The organism is Roseobacter sp. HKCC-CH-9351 (assembly GCF_037830295.1).
Taxonomy (GTDB): Bacteria; Pseudomonadota; Alphaproteobacteria; order Rhodobacterales; family Rhodobacteraceae; genus M30B80.
In genome coordinates, this window is sequence record NZ_JBBLYM010000001.1 from 1,234,472 (window position 1) to 1,252,837 (window position 18,366).

Below are 18,366 nucleotides of genomic sequence, written 5' to 3' on the forward strand. Positions count from 1 at the left end.
GATGGCTGCGCATTTCGCTCCAATTGACCCGATCACATCGCCGCTTTTGGGGGCAGCAAAGCATGGTTTTTTTACACGCAAGGGTGGTGCATCTAGCGGTATTTTTAGCAGTCTGAATTGTGGTGCGGGATCATCTGATCAATCAGATTTGGTCGAAATCAACCGCGCGCGCGTGGCGCGTGAGATGGGGGTTGCGGAAGATTGCCTTGTGACGGTGTATCAAACGCATTCCGCGGATGTTGTCTTGGTTGAAGGCCCGATTGGCGGCGGTACCCCTGAGGCAGATGGTCTGGTTTCCTGCAGCAAGGATTTGGCCATTGCGATTCTCACAGCCGATTGTCAGCCCGTCCTGTTTCATGAAGCGGAGGCTGGCGTGATCGGCGCTGCCCATGCGGGTTGGAAGGGCGCGCGGGCAGGGGTGCTTGAGGCCACGATTGACTTGATGGTTGCACAAGGGGCGGTGCGCGAAAAAATCAAAGCGGTGATTGGCCCTACGATCAGCCAAGCGAATTACGAGGTCGGGCAAGAATTCTTTGAGGAATTCGTAGATGATGATCCGCAGTCTGCGCGGTTTTTTATCAATGGGGCGGCACCTGATAAATATCTCTTTGATTTACCAAGCTACGGATTAACGCGCCTGCGTAATGCGGGCATCGGGCAGGCAGAATGGTGCGGGCATTGCACCTATCGTGACGAAGAACTGTTCTTCTCCTACCGCCGTGCCACACATCGGGGCGAGGCGGATTACGGGCGCCTGATTTCGGCTATTAGCCTTTAGGCTTTGCCGCGCAATCACCTTTTTCTTTACCCAAGCTGACGGGATTTCGTCCAATCTTTGACAGATTTGGACGCGACTTTAGACCCATCGAAGCGCAATGTTGCGCGAATCTTTTTGGAGGGTCTGAGATGAAAACACGTTGGATGGAGTCGGTGATCGCGATGACCAAGCACGAGGCGCCACGCATGCCTTGGATGCGCGATGAAACCGAAGTGCAGCGACCAGCGATGACAGATCGTGCAGAAATTGGCTTGAAACGGGCAGGATAATCCGCTTCGCCTTAATCCATCTTGGCCAGTCGGTCTTCGAGAACTTCGAAGGGCACGCCTGGTTGATCCTTAGCCCCACGAATGACAAGCGATGTACGCACGCTTGCAACATTCGGGGCGGCGGTTAGGTGTTCGGTAAGGAAGCTTTGGAATGTGGACAGGTCAGGCGCCACGCATTTCAAGATGAAATCAATCTCGCCGTTCAGCATATGACATTCGCGCACGAGGGGCCACTCGGCACAGCGGTTTTCAAAGGCGACCAAATCAGCCTCGGCCTGACTGTGCAGGCCCACCATGGCGAAAACCTGAACTTCGAAACCAAGCATCCGCGCATCGACATCTGCGTGATAGCCGCGGATATAGCCCGACTCCTCCAAAGTGCGCACGCGCCGTAGGCAAGGGGGTGCAGAAATCCCAACGCGTTTGGCCAATTCCACATTGGTCATCCGCCCGTCACTTTGCAGTTCCGCAAGAATCTTGCGGTCAATCGGATCGAGTTTGGTCGTTGGCATTATTGTTATCCTCTCGCTCGCGACTTTGCGATCCTGAGCGATAATGCCAGAAATACGCAATTTTATTTCGCACCCGCGCAATATATGGAATATTGAGCGCCGCTTTGCAAGGCTTAGGCGGGGCTTTCATCGCGGGCGATCGGTGGTTATATCAGGATCAAGATAAGTGCTGCGCTGTGTCGTTCGGGTGTCATTGCCCATGCTGCGATGGCGGCGCGTGACAGGTTTAATGAAGGATCCATCTCATGAGTGCAACCCGCCATACCCGTCTTTTGATTATTGGCTCTGGCCCTGCTGGCTATACGGCGGCAGTCTACGCCAGCCGTGCTATGCTCGAGCCGATTTTGGTGCAAGGCATCCAACCGGGCGGACAGTTGACCATCACAACGGATGTTGAAAACTGGCCGGGTGATGCCTCCGTCATGGGGCCTGATCTAATGGTGCGGATGGAGAACCACGCCCGCGAGATGGGGGCGGAGATCATCTCGGATCATATTTCTGATCTCGATTTGTCGCAGCGCCCATTCCGTGCTTCGGGCGATACAGGCACAACATATACGGCCGATGCGGTGGTTCTGGCGACAGGCGCGCAGGCGCGGTGGTTGGGCTTGCCCTCTGAAGAGCATTTCAAGGGCTTTGGCGTGTCGGCTTGTGCCACCTGTGATGGGTTCTTCTATCGCGGGCAAGAGGTGGTGGTTATCGGTGGCGGCAATACAGCCGTTGAGGAGGCGCTGTTTCTCACCAATTTCGCCTCAAAGGTCACATTGATCCACCGCCGCGATAGCCTGCGTGCGGAAAAGATCATGCAAGATCGCCTTTTTAAAAATCCGAAAATCGAGGTGATCTGGAACCACGAGGTGGATGAGGTGGTCGGCACAGATGCCCCCCGTGGTGTTGAGGCGGTCAAAGCGCGCCATGTCGAGACAGGCGCCATCACCGAAGTGCCTTGCAAAGGGTTTTTTGTGGCCATTGGCCATGCACCTGCCAGCGATTTGATCAAGGATCAGCTTGAGCTGCATTCGGGCGGTTATGTTTGGGTTGAACCTGGCACGACCCGCACCTCGATCCCTGGCATTTTCGCGGCGGGGGATTTGACCGACCACACCTATCGCCAAGCGGTTACAAGCGCGGGCATGGGCTGTATGGCCGCTTTGGATGCCGAGCGATGGTTGGCGGAACAAGCGGCAGGTGATGTGAAAGCCGCCGAATAGGGCTAGGAACAGGGGTTGCGTGATTGCCAATTTTTCAGCACCGCCATTTCGTTTGTGGTGGATCGGCAATCACGCTGTTTCTTTTTTCTTTGAAAAAGACAGCTTTGCTTGAATTTCGCCACATTCGGGATCTATGGCGGCGCTGAATGCGGGGCCGTGTCGTTTTCTTGCGGCCCCTAATGTTTTGACCCTTGTTGGAAAGTAAACTTGATGGCTGCCCAATTTCACGCCCCGATCCCTGAACTTTATGTCTCTTACGACTCCGCGCAGAAGCTAAAGCTTGAGGCGGCGGAGTTGGTTTCATGGGATCTGACCCCGCGCCAAATCTGCGATTTGGAATTGCTGATGAATGGTGGGTTCAACCCGCTCAAAGGGTTTTTGGGGCAGGAGGATTATGATAGCGTGGTTGAGACCATGCGTCTGGCCGATGGCACGCTTTGGCCGATGCCGATCACGCTTGATATTTCCGAGGATTTCGCCGCCAAGGTCGAGACAGGCCAAGATATCGCACTTCGCGATCAAGAGGGGGTGATCCTTGCGATCCTCTCTATCTCTGACAAATGGGTGCCCAATAAGGCGCGCGAGGCAGAAAAGGTGTATGCCGCAGATGATCTGGCCCATCCTGCAGTGAACTATCTGCATCATGTGGCAGGCCCCGTTTATTTGGGCGGGGCGATTACGGGCATCCAACAGCCCGTGCATTACGATTTCCGCGCACGCCGTGATACGCCCAACGAGATGCGGGCCTATTTCCGCAAATTGGGGTGGAAGCGGATTGTTGCCTTCCAAACCCGCAACCCGCTGCACCGCGCGCATCAGGAATTGACCTTCCGCGCCGCCAAAGAGGCACAGGCAAACCTATTAATCCATCCTGTGGTTGGCATGACCAAGCCCGGCGATGTGGATCACTTTACCCGTGTGCGCTGTTACGAGGCGGTGCTTGATAAATACCCTGCCGCAACCACAACCATGAGCTTGCTGAACCTTGCCATGCGCATGGCTGGCCCGCGCGAGGCGGTTTGGCACGGCTTGATCCGCGCCAATCATGGCTGCACCCATTTCATCGTGGGGCGCGATCACGCGGGGCCAGGAAAGAATTCAAACGGCGAAGATTTCTATGGCCCCTATGACGCGCAGGAGCTGTTCAAGAAGCACCAAGATGAAATTGGCCTTGAGATGGTGGATTTCAAGCACATGGTCTATGTGCAAGAAAAGGCCCAATATTACCCCGCAAATGAGGTGCTAGAGGGCGATACGGTTCTGGATATTTCGGGCACGGAACTGCGCCGCCGCCTGCGCGAGGGGTTGGAAATTCCCGAATGGTTCTCCTTCCCTGAGGTGGTTAAGGAATTGCGCCGCACCTCTCCACCGCGTAGCAAGCAGGGCTTTACAGTGTTTTTCACGGGGCTTTCAGGCTCGGGCAAATCGACCATTGCGAATGCCCTGATGGTCAAGCTGATGGAAATGGGCGGCCGTCCTGTGACGCTGCTTGATGGGGATGTGGTGCGCAAGCATCTCTCCTCGGAATTGGGGTTCAGCAAGGAACACCGCGATATCAATATTCGCCGCATTGGCTATGTCGCTTCGGAGATCACGAAGAATGGCGGGATCGCCATTTGCGCCCCCATCGCGCCTTATACAGCGACCCGCCGCTCGGTACGCGAGATGGTCGAAAGCTTTGGCGCTTTTGTTGAGGTGCATGTGGCCACCAGCCTTGAAGAATGCGAGCGCCGTGACCGCAAGGGTCTCTATAAATTGGCGCGCGAGGGCAAAATCAAGGAATTCACGGGGATTTCTGATCCTTACGAGGCCCCAACCGCTGCAGAATTGGTGGTCGATACCGAAGGCACGGAGGTGGATTACTGCGCGCAGCAGGTGCTGTTGAAACTCGAAAGCATGGGGCTGATTGCAGCCTGATTTTACTGCGATTGCGGTTCGCTGACATCAGGGGTTTCGGGGGCAGGTGGCAAATCCGCCGCCCCCGCGCCCACTAATTGGCCGTTTTCCCACAGTCCTTCTACCACTTGGCCCGTGGCGTAGGTCAGTCGCCCTTGACCTTGGCGGGTTCCGTTTTCGAACGTCCCTTCATAAACATCGCCCGAGCGATAGCGCGCCACGCCTTGGCCTGTGATTTCACCTGCGCGCCAAGCGCCCTCATAGGTAAACCCATCGGCCATCTCGAGGCGGCCTATGCCTTCGCGCGCCCCGCCTACGAATTGCCCACGATAGCTGCTGCCATCAGGATAGGTTGTGATCCCTTCCCCCTCGCGCAGGCCTGCGTTCCATCCGCCCTCGTAGCGATAGCCGTTGGTTGAGGTCATTACCCCTTGGCCGTGTTGGCGCCCATTGAGGAACTGGCCCTCATAGCGCAACCCATCGGCATATTCCGCAAGGCCAAAGCCTTGCATCGCCCCCGCGACCCAATCGCCCTCGTATTTGGTGCCGTCAGGATAGGTTATGGTTCCCGTCCCATGGGCCAAATCATTTTCAAATCCGCCAGCATAGACCACCCCATCTGGGTAGGTCATCACGCCTTGCCCCTCAATGCGCCCTTCGACCCATTCGCCTTCATAAACAAGCCCCTGATGCCCTGTGAAACGACCTTGGCCATGGCGGCGGTCATTGAGAAATTCGCCCTCATAGAAATCGCCATTCGCATAGCGCACCACGGCTTGGCCTTGGCGCGCGCCATTGACTAAACCGCCCTCATAGATATCGCCATTGGGTTGGGTCAGGCTGCCTTGACCGTTGATCTGATCATTTTCCCATGCGCCCTCAAACACCATGCCATCCGAGGTTTCCAACCGTCCTGCGCCGTGGCGCATGTCGTTGAGAAATTCCCCCACATATGTTGAGCCATCTGGGAAAGTGAGGCTTCCTTGGCCATGCTTCTGGCCCGATTGCCACCCACCTTCATAGACAAAACCATCGGTGTTGGACAGCCGTCCCTGTCCCTCTTGAAGGCCCACGACAAAGCTGCCCGTATAGGTCAGTCCGTTGGAATAAAAGGCGCGCCCTTCGCCTGACATGAGGCCGTCTGCCCAAGTGCCTGTATAGGTTGATCCATCGACAAAGGTGATCTTGCCTTGGCCATTGGGTTTGCCCGCCACAAACGCACCTTCATAGACCGACCCATCAGGAAAGGTTGCGCGGCCTTCGCCCATAATTTGGCCATCAACCCACTGCCCCGTATATTCATACCCATTGGGCAAAGTATAGGTGCCCGTCCCGTGTTGTAGCCCGTTGCGGAATTGCCCGCGATAGATCGCGCCATTGTCATATTGCTGTTCGTCACGGATGATTTCGCCCTCTTGGGCAAGCCCGCTCTGCGGCGCCAATCCAAAAAAAAGACCAAGCAAAGCTGCCTGTGCTGTCCTTTCCAAGGGGCGCATTTTGTTTCGCATATTTAGCAAATGTCCCATCTGCTTACTCTGGCCTTGTAAAAGAAACTATTGAAGCCCGCCTCATCTCGCAACGTCTTTTGCGCCTTTTGGTGCGATCAATATGCGCAATGGCCTTGGCCTGAGGGTTTGATCTGCTAGAACCTCGGGTGAGTGAGTAGGGAAGGCACAGCTAAATGGCGTCTCGGTTTTGTTTGAGTGTTGCGCAGATTAACCCCACAGTCGGTGACCTCGCAGGCAATGCACAAAAGGTCTTGGCTTATTGGGCCAAAGCGCGGGATGCGGGGGCTGATTTGGTGGTGTTCCCCGAAATGGCGTTGACGGGCTATCAGTTGCAAGACCTTGTCACGCGGCCCGCTTTCTTGGCCTCAGTCGTGCAGGCCTTGGAAGATTTGGCAGAGGCCACCAAGGATGGCCCTGCCTGTGGGATTGGTCTGCCTTTGCCTGCCGAAGGCGGGGGTATCAACAACGCCTATGTCATTTTGCAAGGCGGCGTGCAGATTGCGCGGATCAATAAACATCATTTGCCTAATGACAGCGTTTTTGACGAAAAGCGGTATTTCAAGTCAGGCAATCCGTCTGGCCCCGTGCGCATTGGCCCTGTGCGGATCGGTATCCCGATTTGTGAAGATGCGTGGCATGAGGACATTACCGAGACGCTCGCCGAAGCAGGATCAGAGGTTTTGCTTGTCACCAATGGCTCGCCCTATCATTGCGGCAAGATGGGATTGCGGCAGACCCATATGGTCGCGCGCGTGATCGAGACGGGCCTGCCATTGATCTATTTGAACCTTGTCGGTGGACAAGATGATCAGATTTTTGATGGTGCCAGTTTCGCCTTGAACCAAGGCGGGGCCTTGGTGGCGCAGATGCCCGCCTTTGAAGAAGGCATGACCCATCTGACACTTCGAGAGGGGGCTGAGGGCTGGCAGATTGACAAGACTGACCTGACCTGCTTGCCCGATGACATCGAGGCGAATTACCACGCGATGGTTTTGGGTCTGCGTGATTACATGGCCAAGGCAGGGTTTTCTCGCGCGGTTTTGGGTCTGTCGGGCGGGGTGGATTCGGCCTTGGTTGCGGCCATTGCCGCCGATGCCATTGGCCCTGAAAACGTGCATTGCGTGATGCTGCCTTCGCGCTATACCTCGCAGGCTTCGCTTGATGATGCCCGCGATGTGGCCCAGATGCTTGGGGTCACGCTTGACAGTTTGCCGATTGAGGCCCCGAAAGAGGCGGTTGAGGCTACGCTTGCCCCGCTCTTTGCAGGCCGCGATCCAGATTTGACCGAGGAAAACATCCAATCCCGTTTGCGCGGGGTTCTTCTGATGGCGTTGTCGAATAAATTTGGCGAAATGTTGTTGACCACAGGTAATAAATCCGAGGTCGCGGTAGGTTATGCCACCATCTATGGCGACATGGCAGGGGGCTATAACCCGATCAAAGACCTTTATAAAACGCGCGTCTTTGCAACATGCCATTGGCGCAATGCCAACCACCGCGCTTGGATGAAAGGGCCAGATGGGCCTGTGATGCCTGTGTCGGTGATTGAAAAGCCGCCATCGGCTGAACTGCGCGATGATCAAAAAGACGAGGATAGCTTGCCGCCATATGAGGTTTTGGATGCCATCCTTGAGGGGCTGATAGATCATGAGGCAAGCGTTGCAGATTTGGTTGCACAAGGGTTTGATATCGCGACAGTCAAGCGGATTGAGCATCTGATCTACATTTCGGAATATAAGCGCTTTCAATCCGCACCGGGGGCGCGGCTGACGTCCCGCGCATTCTGGTTGGATCGGCGCTATCCAATCGTCAATCGCTGGCGCGATCCATCTGCGGGATAGGGCGCATGCTGGGTCTGAACCTAACGCTAATGGGGGCTGAGGTCTTGGGCCCTGAGGGGCTTGCGCCGCGCCCTGTGAGCATGGCGGAGGGGGTCATCACCCAAGATCAAGGCTCGCGCTGTATTGATCTATCTGGCTATATCATCTTGCCGGGATTGGTCGATTTCCATGGCGATGGGTTCGAACGCCATGTTGCGCCCCGCCGTGGGGCTGTTGTTGACCCGCGCGAGGGGATACGTCCCATCGAGGCGGAGTTGGCGGCCAATGGGATAACGACAGCCATGCTTGCACAATTCTACTCTTGGGAAGGGGGGATGCGCGGCCCCGATTTCGCCGCCGCCATGGCCCGCGCCTTGCAAGATGCGCAGGGCTTGATCTGTGATTTGCGTCTGCAATTGCGCGTTGAGATGAATATGGTTGACCATTACGCCGCAATTTTAGACTTGGTGCGCGATTACCAAATCGCTTGCGTGGTGTTAAATGATCATCTGCCGCATGAGGCCTTAGCGGCGGGAAAACGCCCGCCGCGTTTGACGGGGCAGGCGCTTAAGGCAGGCCGCTCGCCCGAGGCGCACCTCGCGTTTCTGCGCAGCCTCCATGCCCGAAAGCCCGAAGTGATGCCTGCATTGCGTGATCTGGCGGGACGCCTTTCTGAACTTGGGGTGGTGATGGGCAGCCATGATGACGCAACCCCCGCCGCCCATGCGCAATTCTCGGAGATTGGGGTCAGCTTGGCGGAATTTCCTGAAACAGTCGAAGCTGCAAAGGCCGCGCGCACAGAAGGCCATGGCGTAGTGATGGGGGCGCCCAATGTTCTGCGTGGCGGGTCGCATGCGGGCAAGGTCTCTGCGCGGCTTTTGGTCGAAGCGGGTTTGGTCGATGCTTTGGCGTCAGATTACCACTACCCTGCTTTGCTGCGCGCCGCGCTGACTTTGTGGCAAGGGGGAATGGATTTGACAGAGGCTTGGGCGCTCGTGTCCTCTGGCCCTGCGCGGCTTTTGGGTTTGGAGGATCGTGGTGTGATTGCCACGGCCAAGCGCGCCGATTTTGTCATCCTAGATGCCAAAAGCCATGCGGTGGCCGCCACAATCGCGGGCGGGCAGATTGCCTATGCGCGCGGGGATATTGTGCAAAGGCTGTTGTCATGACGCGGTTGATCCTCGCGGCCTTTCTGACCTTGATTGCTTTTGCTGCCAATTCTGTGCTGAACCGTATGGCCGTGGCGGGAGGGCATATCAGCGTTGGGGATTTCGCAATTTGGCGTGTGGCTGCGGGCGCTGTGACGCTGCTTGGCCTGAGTGTGATTTTATGCGGGCGGAAGTTTCTGACGATTGCGCGCGCCAATCCCAAGATGCGTCTTGCGGGCGGGTTTTGCCTTGCGACCTATATGTTGGGCTTTTCATTGGCCTATTTGAAATTGGATGCGGGCTTGGGCACTTTGCTGCTCTTTGGCGCGGTGCAATTGACCATGTTTTCAGGATCGCTCCTTTTGGGGGAGGGGGTGTCACCCCGCCGCTTGGGGGGCGCGGCTGTCGCGCTTGCGGGGTTGGTTTGGTTGCTTCTGCCAGAAGGGCAGATCACTTTGCCGCTAGATGCGGTCACCGCAATTGCGGTCGCAGGGTTAGGATGGGGGGGCTATTCGCTTTTGGGGCGAAAGGCCCGCGACCCGATCCCTGAAACAGCCGTGAATTTTTGGATTGCCTTTGGCCTTTGTGCCTTGGCCCTGTTCTTGTTTCCCCTTCCCAAAGTTCAGACTGCCGATGCAACGGGGCGGGGTTTGGCGATCCTGTCAGGTGCGGTGACTTCGGGAATGGGCTATGCGCTGTGGTACACGATCTTGCCGCATCTGGGTGCCGCCCGCGCAGGGCTTGCGCAGCTCAGTGTTCCGCCTTTGGCAATTTTGGGCGGTGTGCTGCTGTTGGACGAGGTTTTGACGCTGCATTTGATCGCTGCAAGCCTCGTGGTCATTGGTGGCGTGGCCTATGGTCTGACGGGCACGCATAAAGCGTCTTAGCGCAGAATTGGCTCTAGCGCGTCATAGATCATGATCTCGCCATCCCATGCAACGCGTGCAAGGCTATCAGGTTTCACCTGTAGGGTCGCAAGCTCTGCGCGCGTCACCCAGCGCCTTTCGCTCACCACACCCTCAGGATCGCGCCACTCTCCCGTAAGATTGCCTGCGATATGGGTCACATGAAAATAAATGTCGACCTGATGAAATGTGCCTTGAGGGTCGTGGAACTCGTTGACCAAGCAGGGCGCAGCTACCTCAACTGTCAGCCCCGTTTCTTCGTGAAATTCGCGCTGCAGGTTTTCGGGAAGGGATTGGCCTGCCTCAACCCCACCGCCCGGGGCGCAATAAAGCGCCCCTTCACGCCCCTTATAGGCATTCACAAGCAACAGCTTGTCTGCCAACACCAACAGGCCGCGCACGGCCAAACGGGGTTTGGCGCGGATCATCGGCTGCTGCGCTCATCGGTGACGGCGGGCGTAAGACCCATAGACAAGGCCAAAGCCCCGAAACGCGCTTGGGCGACCTCGCCAAACAGATCATCCGCTGCATCACTGAGCAAATGTAGGATCAATTTTTTGCGCCGCCTGTTCACTTCGAGATAGCAATGATCCAGCGGTTTTTCCAAGGTAAGCATCGCCCCAAAGCGCATGGCGCCCCCCAAAATCTCGGCCTCTTGCACTTCCACCTCGCGCAAAAGGGTCAAGAGATTGGTGTCAAAATGTGTCGCCTCGCGGTTCGATTTATACCGATGCAATAGGGCAAGACCCAAATAGACGCGTTCCCAATGGGCGAGCCCGCCCAAATTGGCGCGCGTTGCATTGTCAAAACATGTCTCGGCCCGATAGTCGGGATGTGCGCGCCATGAGACATCATGCAGCAAGCACGCCGCACGGATCAGTCGCTTTTTTGCAGGCTTTGCCTGTGGAAAAAGCGGCTCAACAAAATGATATAGTTTGCGCCCAAACCCTGGAATGCGGGCTGACATGGCCTCGGCGTGGCGGGCGGCCTCGATCAGCGGGTCGCGTTGGCGCAGCTCTTCGGACATTTGTTCATAGAGCAGACCTTCGCGGATGCCATAGCTTGAGATGGCCACATCGCGTGGTTTCAACTGCCGCAGCAATTCCTTCAGCACGATCGCCGCAAGGGGCACAAGGCGCAGACGTTCAAGACTGGTGCCTGTCTGTGCGCGCAGCGTTTCGATGTCGGTCTTGGCAATATATTTAATTGTTTCAAGAATGGCCTTTGGTGTCATGCGATATTCATGCAAAACCTTAAGCGGGTAGCCGCGCCGCTCCATATCGACCCGCGCGATAGCGCGCCATGATCCGCCGACTAAGAACAGCCTTTGGTGATCTTCGGGAAATTCAGCCTTGAGATCAGCAATGCGTGCTTTGATATGCGCCTTGATTGCGCGTTTGCCGCCTGTGATCCCCATCAGCTTCAGCGGCCCAAGATCCACCGATCTGCGCCGCCCGATGCTGCCGCCGCCTTCAAGGGCGGCCAATTCCATTGATGAGCCACCAATATCGCAGATCAACCCATAGGCCCCGGGCCATCCTAAGAGAACGCCCTGTGCAGAAAGACGGGCCTCCTCTTCGCCTGTTACGATGCGGATCGCGAGGCCTGTTTGATCGAGCACATCTTTGCGGAAGTCCGCGCCATCTTGAGCATCGCGCACCGCCGCAGTGGCCACAGTCAAAAGAGGTGCCACCCCCATGCCCTTGCACAGCGTGGCAAAGCGGCGCAGCGCGACCAGGGCGCGTTGGCGGCCTTCTGGGTTCAAGCGCCCCGTTTCTGCAAAGCCTTCCCCTAAACCACAGAGAATTTTTTCATTGTAGAAATAGGCAGGGCTGCGGGCGGCCCCATCAAACACCACCATCCTCACAGAGTTTGAGCCGATGTCGATAACCCCCACCCGCGAGAGCGAACGGGCATGATCGGCATCAAAAAGAGGCGCGCCGAAAGGCCCCCATTCAGGATGATCCTCAACCACCAATTCGGATTTCTCAGCGGGCACCACGATACTCATGGAATTGGTTGTTTCACAAAGCGTGGTCTTGCGTCAATCTTCTGTATGGGTCAATTCGGGCACATCATTTGCCCCCGCAGACCCCCGCCCTGAAAGGGATGGGTTTTCCATAAAAAAGCGGTGACAATTGAAGGGTTGGTCAATCACGCTGAGGTCAGGGCGCAGGAAACTTCCATCGGGCTGCAACATCCAAGATTGCGCGACATCTGCCATATTCGCCGCCATAATTTGGCTGACAATCTGCGCCTTTACAGTCGGGTTTTTACATTCGACCAAAGTCTCTACGCGGCGACCGAGATTGCGGCCCATCCAGTCAGCAGAAGAAATATAGACCCGTGCCTTTTTCGAAGGCAGCCCCGCCCCATTTCCAAAGCAAACGATACGGGAATGTTCTAGAAAGCGACCCACGATAGATTTGACGCGGATATTTTCAGACAGCCCTTTGATATTGGGACGCAAGCCGCAAATGCCGCGCAGCACCAGATCAATTCGCACCCCTGCCTGAGATGCGCGATACAGCGCGTCAATCACATCGGGGTCGATGAGACTGTTCATCTTGGCCCACATCATCGCAGGGCGACCCGCTTTTGCATGGGCAATCTCGGCATCGATTTCCTCTAAGATGCGCGATTTTAGGTTGATGGGCGAGATGGACAGGTTTTCCAGTCCCTCAGGTTCGGCATAGCCGCCTACATAATTAAACACTTTGACCGCATCGCGCCCCAAAGAATCATCACAGGTAAAGAGGCTAAGGTCAGTGTAAATCCGCGCCGTGATCGGGTGATAATTGCCTGTCCCATAATGGGTATAGGTCACCAATCGGTCACCCTCACGGCGCACAACCGAGCTGATCTTGGCATGGGTTTTATAGTTGATGAAGCCATAGATCACATGGGCGCCTGCGCGCTCGAGTTTGCGTGACTGCCGAATATTGGCGGCCTCGTCAAAACGGGCTTTCAACTCGACAAGGGCCGTAACTGACTTGCCGTTTTCCGCCGCTTCACACAGGGCCGCCACAATCGGGCTTTCATTTGAGGTGCGATACAGCGTCTGTTTGATCGCCACAACATTCGGGTCGCGCGCGGCCTGCGCGAGGAAGCGGATTACCATGTCAAAGGTTTCATAGGGGTGATGCAAAAGCATATCTTTTTGGCGGATTGCGGCGAACATATCGCCTTCAAAATCCTGCACCCGTTCTGGCACGCGCGGGGCAAAGGCGGGCCACAGCAAATCGGGCCGCTCGTCAATCACCAACTCCTTGAGATGAACAAGGCCAATCATGCCGCGCACTTCAACAATCTCAGTGTCATCCACGCCCAATTGGTCGATGATCTCATCGCGCAGATCTTCGGGCGCGCCCGCGCTGATTTGAAGGCGCACCACTTCGCCACGGCGGCGGCGTTTGAGGGCGGTTTCAAATTCACGCACCAAATCTTCGGCTTCTTCCTCAACCTCCAAATCGCTGTCGCGCAGGACGCGGAATGTGCAGGAACCTGTCAACTCATAGCCAGGAAATAATTTGCCAAGATGCAGCAGCAGCAGCTCTTCAAGGGGCAAGAACCGTGCTTGGCCTTCTGCGGCGGGCAGTCGAATGAAACGATCAATTTGCGCAGGGATTGGCAGCAACGCCGATAACATCCGCCCATCTTTGCTACGCTTCATCTGGAGGGCAAGGGCAAACCCCTCGTTTGGGATGAAGGGAAACGGATGCGCGGGGTCAATCGCCAAGGGCGATAAGATTGGAAAGACGCGGCGGATGAAAATCTCCTCAAGATCTGCCTTGTCGCGTGCCTTGAGATTGGCGCGGGTGCAGACCGTGATCTTTTCGGCCTCTAATTTGGATTTCAGCTTGCGCCACACCTGTTGTTGATAGGTCATCAATTTGCGCGCATCCGCGTTGATGAGCTTGAGCTGTTCAAGCGGGGTGCGCCCATCGTCAGCTGGGGTTGTGTTGCCACTATGGGCCAATTCGCGCAAACCTGCCACGCGCACAGTGTAGAACTCGTCCAGATTGCTTGCCGAGATTGACACAAAGCGCACCCGCTCAAGCAGGGGAACACGTGGATTTTCCGCCTCATCCAAAACGCGCCAATTGAAGGCCAACCAACTCAATTCGCGGTTAAAATAGCGGCTAGGCCCCGTGATCTCCCGCTCAGGAAGGGTCACGGGATCAGGCATGGGGGCATTCAGGAAATCTGTAAAATGTGTCATGCCTGCGTCTTTACTGGCTCTCTATCACAATTCAATGACAGTCAAAATTGGCTCACCCCTCCATCCCAAGAATTGCACGGGCATGCGAAAGGCTTGGGGATTTTCCTTCAGAAAGGGCTTGTTGATCAAGTTCTATCACAAAATCGATCACGGCTTTGAAACTGCGCTCAATGCGGGGCAGCGCGTAATGCAGGACTGATGCAGGCAGGCTTATGCCGCGATCATGGGCCAGTTTCATCGTGAGCGCCATTAAGGCCGCATCATCTGGGGCCTCAAGGCGCAGCAGATCGGTCTGACGCAAGCGGCTATCAAGATCGGGCAGGGCGATGCCCCAGGCCTCTGGCTTGTCGCGAGCGGTCAGCAAGAGTGGTGCTTGACGGGTGGCTGCATCATTGTGCAGGTGAAACAGAATTTCCTCACGCGCAGCATCGCCTGCGATTTGGTCGCAATCTTCAATCACCAAAGCACAGGCTTGCATGAGTTTTGGGATGTCTGCCTCTTGCAGCCCCGTTGCGTTGTGGATCAGCGCCCCTGATTGTGCCGCAAACACATGGGCGAGGTGGGTTTTTCCCGCGCCTTCAGGCCCGATCAAGATCATTTTTGACAAGGGCCAATGGTGCCATGCGTCAATGCCTGCTACCGCAACCGCGTTGCAGGGGGAAAGAAAGAAATCTTGCCGCCCCATAGCTGCGCGATAGGGCAGATCAAATTGCATCTGTTTGGCCATGTCAGTCGTCCTGCGGGGGTTCAAGCCCGCGATAGAGCAGGCTTGCCTGATAGCGGGTTATGGCAAAGCGCACCAAAACGCCGATCACTGCGGCCACGGGCACAGCAACCAGAAGCCCGACAAAGCCAAACACCGCCCCAAAGGCCGAGAGCGCGAAGATCAGCCAAACGGGATGCAACCCAACGGAGGAGCCGACCAGTTTCGGGGTCAATACATTGCCCTCAAGCATCTGTCCGACCTGGAAGATGATTGCGATGGCGGCGATGTTCCACCAATCTCCCCAGAATTGGAAAAGGGCAAGCCCTATGGATAAAAGCCCCCCCACCAAAGCGCCAACATAGGGGATAAAGGTCAAAAGCCCTGCAATCAAACCCACCACAAGCCCAAATTGCAAACCAACCACCATGAGCGCGATGGCATAAAATGTGCCCAAGATGAGACACACTGTGCCTTGCCCCCGCACAAACCCTGCCAAAGTGCGATCCGCATCAGCGGCGATTTGACGGATCACGGGGCGATGGTCGCGGGGCAGCAATTCATCGATACGGGCCACCATACGATCCCAATCGAGCAACATGTAAAAGGCGACAACAGGCACAACGACCATAAACACGATCGCGTTTACTACGTTGATTGCTGAGGTGAGAGCCGTATTGAGCAATTCGCCCCCGCGCGCCTGAATGGTCTGGCCGACGGAAATCAAGGATTGGCGCAAAGGCGATCCATCATCCATCAATGACGGAAACTGTTGGGTCAAAAAGGCCTGCAATTCGATGAATATTTGCGGTGCGGATTGGATTAACGCCGTGGCTTGCGCCACCAAAAGTGGAACGATCACAAAAATACCTGCCACGACCACCAAAAGCGCAACCAAGGAGATCACGGTTGTAGCCGCCGCGCGACCAAGGCCCCATTTCTCAAGCCGATCTGCGAGAGGATCAAGAAAATAGGCAATCGCCCCCCCTGTCAAAAAGGGCAGAATGACATCACCCAAGAACCATAACAGCGCCAAAAAGACGGTAATAATGCCACCCCAAATCGCTGCTTGTTGTTTGATTGGCAATGCCATTGGTTGCGCGCGCCTTTGAACCAGACTTCCCTTTCCTCACATCTGCGGCATTGCTGCCTGTGGTTCAAGGGGTTTCGCCAAAGGCGCGCTGCAAAACTATCCCCGTGCCTCGCGAATAAGGCGCAGAATATCGGCGGCTGCGGCGGGGATGTTCGTGCCAGGCCCAAAGATTGCCTTGACCCCTGCGGCCCTGAGAAAGTCGTAATCTTGCTGCGGGATCACGCCGCCGCAAATGACGATGATTTCCTCGGCACCTTGCGCCTTGAGCGCGGCGATCAATTTGGGTGCTAGGGTCTTGTGACCTGCCGCCTGACTGGAAATGCCCACCACATGGACGTCATTGTCGATGGCATCTTGGGCCGCCTCATCGGGCGTTTGGAACAAGGGGCCGACATCCACATCAAAGCCTATATCAGCAAAGGCTGTGGCGATCACCTTAGCGCCACGATCATGGCCGTCTTGGCCCATTTTGACCACCAACATGCGGGGGCGGCGGCCTTCTTCCTCTGCAAAAGTTTCGACATCTTTTTGAATTTGTGCAAAGCCCGCATCGCCTTCATAGGCCGCGCCATAGACCCCTGCGAGAGTTTTGACCTCGGCGCGGTGACGCCCGAATGTTTTCTCCATAGCCATGCTGATCTCTCCTACGCTGGCCCTTGCGCGTGCTGCATCAACGGCCGCTTCGAGAAGGTTGCCGCCCTCTGCTGCGCGGCGGGTCAATTCGGCCAAGGCCGCCTCAACCGCCGCGCCATCTCGGGTGGCGCGGATATTTTCAAGCCGCGCGATTTGTGACGCGCGCACCTTGTCATTATCGACTTCGAGAATGTCGATCTGGTCTTCTTTTTCTTTGCGATATTTGTTGACGCCCACGATTACCTCTTGACCACGATCAATCATGGCTTGGCGTTTGGCGGCGGATTCCTCGATCCGCAATTTCGGCAGACCCGAAGCCACCGCTTTGGTCATGCCGCCCATGTCTTCAACTTCTTCAATCAGTTTCCAAGCGGCTTCGGCGAGGTCATGGGTGAGCTTTTCGACATAGTAAGACCCAGCCAGCGGGTCGACCACTTCGGTCACGCGTGTTTCTTCTTGCAGCACCAATTGCGTGTTGCGCGCGATACGCGCCGAGAATTCGGTGGGCAGCGCAATCGCTTCATCAAGCGCATTGGTATGAAGGCTTTGCGTCCCGCCCAAGACCGCTGACATGGCCTCATAGGCCGTGCGGATCACGTTGTTATAGGGGTCTTGCTCTTGCAGGCTTACGCCTGAAGTCTGGCAATGGGTGCGCAGCATTTTCGAGCGGGGATCTTTGGGGTCAAACTCGTCCATGATCCGCGACCAGAGCAGGCGTGCGGCGCGCAGCTTGGCGATTTCCATGAAGAAATCCATGCCAATGGCAAAGAAAAAGCTAAGACGGCCCGCGAATTTGTCGACATTCATGCCGCGCGCAATCGCAGCGCGCACATATTCGCGGCCATCGGCCAAAGTATAGGCCAATTCCTGCACCAAATTGGCGCCTGCCTCTTGCATGTGATAGCCTGAGATTGAGATCGAATTGAATTTTGGCATCTCATTGGAGGTATATTCGATGATATCCGCCACTATCCTCATCGAGGGCTCTGGTGGATATACATAGGTGTTACGCACCATGAATTCTTTGAGGATGTCATTCTGGATTGTGCCAGACAGGGCGGCTCGGGACACGCCTTGCTCCTCGCCTGCTACGATGAAATTGGCCAAGATGGGGATAACGGCCCCATTCATGGTCATCGACACCGATACTTGATCGAGCGGGATGCCATCAAAGAGGATTTTCATATCCTCAACGCTGTCAATGGCCACGCCTGCTTTGCCGACATCCCCCTCGACACGGGGGTGGTCGCTGTCATAGCCGCGATGGGTGGCGAGGTCGAATGCGACCGAGACGCCCTGCTGCCCCGCTGCAAGGTTCTTGCGATAGAAGGCGTTTGATTCTTCGGCAGTTGAGAAACCCGCATATTGGCGGATCGTCCAAGGGCGGCCCGTATACATCGTAGCCTTTACCCCCCGCGCGAAGGGCGCAAATCCGGGTAAATTCCCCATATGGGGCAAGTCTTGGATGTCCTCGTGGGTATAAAGCGGTTGGACAGTGATCCCCTCAAGCGTTTCCTTGTTCAAACTCTCAAGCGGCTTGTCGCGCAATTCTTTCGAGGCGAGCTCTTGCCAGTCTTTTTTGGTCACAGTCATATCCGTCTTCCTCTGTCCTTCATCTGCGGCGCAAATCCTTGTGGCTGAAATGCTTGTTTGGCGCAGTTTCTCGTA

15 protein-coding genes are annotated in these 18,366 nt (G+C 56.1%); 7 read left to right on the forward strand and 8 right to left on the reverse strand.

Annotated features, from left to right (window positions below; translation table 11 throughout):
- The first annotated feature begins 1 nt into the window (after position 1).
- Together pgeF and AAC632_RS06315 are read left to right on the forward strand one after the other, a co-directional pair.
- Entirely contained in the window at positions 2 to 778 is a 777-nt protein-coding gene (gene pgeF / locus AAC632_RS06310) for a peptidoglycan editing factor PgeF (protein WP_340261556.1), read from the forward strand.
- 128 nt (positions 779 to 906) lie between these two features.
- Complete coding sequence (locus AAC632_RS06315; protein ID WP_340297542.1) at positions 907 to 1,047, forward strand: hypothetical protein; 141 nt, start codon at positions 907 to 909, stop codon at positions 1,045 to 1,047.
- 11 nt (positions 1,048 to 1,058) lie between these two features.
- Here the strand turns inward: AAC632_RS06315 and AAC632_RS06320 are convergent, their stop codons facing one another.
- Positions 1,059 to 1,559, reverse strand: a complete 501-nt coding sequence (locus AAC632_RS06320; RefSeq protein WP_340243371.1) for an Lrp/AsnC family transcriptional regulator — start codon at positions 1,557 to 1,559, stop codon at positions 1,059 to 1,061.
- A gap of 245 nt (positions 1,560 to 1,804) precedes the next feature.
- On the opposite strand from AAC632_RS06320, the gene trxB reads away from it, so the two are divergent.
- Together trxB and AAC632_RS06330 are read left to right on the forward strand one after the other, a co-directional pair.
- Entirely contained in the window at positions 1,805 to 2,770 is a 966-nt protein-coding gene (gene trxB / locus AAC632_RS06325; protein ID WP_340297540.1) for a thioredoxin-disulfide reductase, read from the forward strand.
- Between the two features lie 210 nt (positions 2,771 to 2,980).
- Entirely contained in the window at positions 2,981 to 4,687 is a 1,707-nt protein-coding gene (locus AAC632_RS06330) for a bifunctional sulfate adenylyltransferase/adenylylsulfate kinase (RefSeq protein WP_340297538.1), read from the forward strand.
- Positions 4,688 to 4,689: 2 nt separating this feature from the next.
- Here the strand turns inward: AAC632_RS06330 and AAC632_RS06335 are convergent, their stop codons facing one another.
- Entirely contained in the window at positions 4,690 to 6,174 is a 1,485-nt protein-coding gene (locus AAC632_RS06335; RefSeq protein ID WP_445322646.1) for a 2-isopropylmalate synthase, read from the reverse strand.
- Positions 6,175 to 6,347: 173 nt separating this feature from the next.
- On the opposite strand from AAC632_RS06335, the gene AAC632_RS06340 reads away from it, so the two are divergent.
- The 3 genes from AAC632_RS06340 to AAC632_RS06350 are packed head-to-tail and all read left to right on the forward strand — an operon-like array spanning position 6,348 to position 10,029.
- Positions 6,348 to 8,015, forward strand: coding sequence for an NAD+ synthase (locus AAC632_RS06340; protein ID WP_340297534.1), 1,668 nt, complete (start codon positions 6,348 to 6,350; stop codon positions 8,013 to 8,015).
- Positions 8,016 to 8,020: 5 nt separating this feature from the next.
- Entirely contained in the window at positions 8,021 to 9,163 is a 1,143-nt protein-coding gene (locus AAC632_RS06345) for an alpha-D-ribose 1-methylphosphonate 5-triphosphate diphosphatase (RefSeq protein WP_340297532.1), read from the forward strand.
- Entirely contained in the window at positions 9,160 to 10,029 is an 870-nt protein-coding gene (locus AAC632_RS06350) for a DMT family transporter (RefSeq protein ID WP_340297530.1), read from the forward strand. The genes AAC632_RS06345 and AAC632_RS06350 overlap by 4 nt, the downstream gene beginning before the upstream one ends.
- Here the strand turns inward: AAC632_RS06350 and AAC632_RS06355 are convergent.
- The 6 genes from AAC632_RS06355 to scpA form a co-directional block, all read right to left on the reverse strand.
- On the reverse strand, positions 10,026 to 10,475 hold the full coding sequence (locus AAC632_RS06355; protein WP_340297529.1) for an NUDIX hydrolase: 450 nt from the start codon (positions 10,473 to 10,475) through the stop codon (positions 10,026 to 10,028). The genes AAC632_RS06350 and AAC632_RS06355 overlap by 4 nt on opposite strands.
- Complete coding sequence (locus AAC632_RS06360; RefSeq protein WP_340297527.1) at positions 10,472 to 12,058, reverse strand: Ppx/GppA family phosphatase; 1,587 nt, start codon at positions 12,056 to 12,058, stop codon at positions 10,472 to 10,474. Before AAC632_RS06360 ends, AAC632_RS06355 begins: the two co-directional genes overlap by 4 nt.
- Before the next feature lie 33 nt (positions 12,059 to 12,091).
- Positions 12,092 to 14,269: an RNA degradosome polyphosphate kinase gene (locus AAC632_RS06365; RefSeq protein ID WP_340297524.1), complete on the reverse strand. Its 2,178-nt coding sequence runs from the start codon at positions 14,267 to 14,269 to the stop codon at positions 12,092 to 12,094.
- Positions 14,270 to 14,321: 52 nt separating this feature from the next.
- The gene (locus tag AAC632_RS06370; protein WP_340297521.1) at positions 14,322 to 14,996 is read right to left on the reverse strand and encodes a DnaA ATPase domain-containing protein; all 675 of its coding nucleotides are present in this window, start codon (positions 14,994 to 14,996) and stop codon (positions 14,322 to 14,324) included.
- A 1-nt stretch (position 14,997) separates the two neighbouring features.
- Positions 14,998 to 16,065, reverse strand: a complete 1,068-nt coding sequence (locus AAC632_RS06375; protein WP_340297518.1) for an AI-2E family transporter — start codon at positions 16,063 to 16,065, stop codon at positions 14,998 to 15,000.
- A gap of 96 nt (positions 16,066 to 16,161) precedes the next feature.
- Complete coding sequence (scpA, locus tag AAC632_RS06380; RefSeq protein ID WP_340297515.1) at positions 16,162 to 18,291, reverse strand: methylmalonyl-CoA mutase; 2,130 nt, start codon at positions 18,289 to 18,291, stop codon at positions 16,162 to 16,164.
- Between the last annotated feature and the right edge of the window lie 75 nt (positions 18,292 to 18,366).